The sequence below is a fragment of the Actinophytocola sp. genome (assembly GCF_035634895.1).
GTDB lineage: Bacteria > Actinomycetota > Actinomycetes > Mycobacteriales > Pseudonocardiaceae > Actinophytocola.
Map to the genome: position 1 here is coordinate 1 of NZ_DASQCC010000186.1, position 3,010 is coordinate 3,010.

Below are 3,010 nucleotides of genomic sequence, written 5' to 3' on the forward strand. Positions count from 1 at the left end.
GCGAACTCCTCGACCGGTTCGGCCTCACTGACGCCGCCAACCGGCTGGTCCGGACCTACTCCGGCGGGATGGCCCGGCGCCTGGATGTCGCGATCGGACTGGTTCACCGCCCGCAGGTGCTCTTCCTCGACGAACCTACGACCGGGCTCGACCCGGAGGCCCGGGCTGAGATGTGGGCGGAGATCGAACGGCTCGCCGACGAGCGGACGACCGTGCTGCTCACGACCCACTACCTCGACGAAGCGGACCGGCTCGCGGACCGGCTGGCCATCGTCGACCGCGGTCGCGTGGTCGTCGAAGGTACGGCTGACGACCTCAAACGCGAACTGCGGGGCGACGCCATCGTCGTCGAACTCGGCACCGCCGCGCAGATGGCTGCCGCCGTCACTCGGTTGGGCCGGGTGCCGGGGCTGCGCGAGATCAGCTCGGACGGGGGCAGCAGCCTGCGCGCCCGCGCCGACCACGGTGCGACCGCCGTCCCGGCCGTGCTGGCCAGCCTGGACGACACCGGCGTCACGGTGGCTTCGGTCACCGTGTCTCGCCCGTCCCTGGATGACGTGTACCTGCGGCACGCCGGCCGCACCTATCACGCGACGGAGGAGAACTCGCGATGACTACCCTCACGGCCGCGACGCGGCCGACCCGATCGCACCTACTGGTGCATTCCGGCCTGCTGACGTTGCGGTCCGTCCGCGCACTGATCCGGCAGCCCTGGTACGCCGCGATCACCCTCGTCCAGCCGGTCATCTGGCTGCTGCTGTTCGGCCAGCTGTTCCGGTCGGTCGTGCACATCCCCGGCTTCGCGTCGTCCCAGGACGGGTCAGGGTCCTACCTCGAGTTCATCTCGCCGGGCGTGATCATGATGACCGTGCTGTTCTCGGCCGCCTGGGCCGGCACGATCTACATCGAGGACATGAACCGCGGGGTGATGGATCGGCTGCTTGCCTCGCCGGTGTCGCGCGGCGCCATGATGATCGGCACGCTGGCCTACCAGGTGATCACCACCCTGATCCAGACCCTGGTCGTGTTCGGGATCGCCTATGCGGCCGGAGGCCGATACCCCGGCGGCACAACCGGAATCCTGCTCACTTTGGTCGCGGCCTCGCTGCTGTGCGTCATCTTCGCCGCGATGTCCAACGCGGTGGCGCTACTCGCCCGGACCCAGGAGGCGCTGATCGGCATCAGCCAGTTCCTGAGCCTGCCGCTGGCGTTCGTTTCCTCGGCGGTCATGGCGATCGCGCTCGCTCCGGACTGGCTGCAAACGGTCGCTCGCTACAACCCGGTTGACTGGGCGGTGGTGGTCAGCCGCCAGGCACTGTCGGCCGATCCGGACTGGGGCGCGGTACTGCCGAGGCTGGGCGCGCTGGCCCTGCTGGCCGTCGGCATGGCCTGGCTCGCCACCCGCGCCTTCCGGACCTACCAGCGCTCGACCTAACCGAGCCCGGCGAGTTGGGGCTGTTGCTTCCCGCGCGCTCATGCGACGAGCGCTACCGGCTGAGGTTCACATCAGCCCCAGCCGTCCCAACCGCGCGCGGGAAGCGACGCTAGGCGGGGAATGTGTACCGGACCCAGGTCGCGCCACCGTCGCTAGTCGTCCAGACTGTGCGGGGATCGCTCAGGCTGACCCATCGACCGGTTGTCGCCGACTCGAAGCCGAGGAAGCCGCTGCGCGGCGCAGCGGTGCCGGTCGCCGGGCCGCTTTGCGCCACCACGATCCAGGTGAGGCCGCGGTCGACGCTGCGGACCAGGGACTCGCGGCCACCAACCGAACCGATGGCGAACACGGTGGACGACGACGCCGAGCCGACCTGGATTTCGAGGTTGGGCAGCAGCTTTCCGGGCTGGAACGTGCGACCACCGTCGGTCGATACGGCCACGAAAGACGCCGAGCCCGACCGCTGGGTGCACAGCACGGTGACCGATTGATCGGACGCCGAGCTCAGGGCGGATGCGTCGACCTCACCCGGAGAAACCTGTGGGCAGGGCTCACCGCGGTCGGCCCAGGTCAGACCGCTGTCGGCCGACGCATACAGGGCGCTGTGCGCCTGGCTCGCGCCCCCGGAGACATGGCCGTACACCTGCAGGTACGCGTGCCCACCGGTGCGCGAGAGTTGAACGCCCGTGTCGAAGCCGACCTGCGTCGACGACAGGGCAAGGACCGTACGCCACGCGGTCCCACCGATCGTCGAGACCTGGACGGACACCGGGCACCCGGGGAAGCACCCCTGTCCATCGCCTACCGGAACGCGGAGCACGTTGTTATCAGCGATCTCGAGCGCTGCGGCGCCGCCCGCCTGCCGCTGCCATGTCGCCCCGCCATCCGTGGTCAGATAGAACGCCTGCGGACCGAACAGATACCCGACCAGCGGCGTTGCGAAGCGCACATTCGACACACACGCCGTGGAGCAGTCGTCGACTCCGACGAGACCGACGACCGGCGGGCGAATGCCAACCCAATGGCGGCCGCCATCACTCGTGCGCACCAGCGACGTGCACGGCTTGCTGGAGCACGGCGCGGTGCCGAGCGCCCAGCCCTGGTCGTCGCTCACGAACGTCAGGTCGTGCACCGTGAATCCGGCCGGGACCGGGCCAGTGGCACCCGCCGGTGCCGGTGCCGGTTGCGCGGAGGAAGCAGAGGCGGTCGGGTTCGCGGTAGGGCTCGGCGAGGTCGGATGGACGCTCGGCACCGATCCGGTCGGGGGGGCCGGCGACGCCGGCTGAGTCGGCGCGGCCGGCCGAGTCGGCTCGGTCAGGTGCCGGACGAGCGCAATGCCACCCGCGGTGCCGCCTATGACAACGAGCAGCACACAGGCGGCGATCGCCGATAGCAACCAGGACGGCCGGCTTCGCTCGACTGGCGCTGCATACGCAGCATCCAGCGTGCGCACGCTCACGGCGGTCGGCGGGGGCGCTTCCTCCGCCCAGCTGGAAAGCTCCCGGCGCAGCCGCGCTTCGAGGTCCTCAGTCATCGCGATCTCCGAGTTGCGCGGGGGAAAGCGTCGCCCGTACG

3 protein-coding genes are annotated in these 3,010 nt (G+C 70.1%); 2 read left to right on the forward strand and 1 reads right to left on the reverse strand.

Features of this window, described 5'->3' with window-relative positions:
• Window positions 1-614 (forward strand): DUF4162 domain-containing protein (locus VET29_RS27335; protein ID WP_324925556.1); only part of this gene is annotated, 614 nt, incomplete at its 5' end.
• On the forward strand, window positions 611-1,435 hold the full coding sequence (locus tag VET29_RS27340; protein ID WP_324925558.1) for an ABC transporter permease: 825 nt from the start codon (window positions 611-613) through the stop codon (window positions 1,433-1,435). The genes VET29_RS27335 and VET29_RS27340, both read left to right, overlap by 4 nt.
• 109 nt (window positions 1,436-1,544) lie before the next feature.
• On the opposite strand, the gene VET29_RS27345 is transcribed toward VET29_RS27340, so the two are convergent.
• On the reverse strand, window positions 1,545-3,010 hold a 1,466-nt coding region (locus VET29_RS27345; protein ID WP_414636617.1), incomplete at its 5' end, for a WD40/YVTN/BNR-like repeat-containing protein.

Coding starts and splice junctions, on each gene's coding strand:
- VET29_RS27340 (WP_324925558.1), top strand. CDS start 611: ATGACTACCCTCACGGCCGCGACGCGGCCGACCCGATCGCACCTACTG.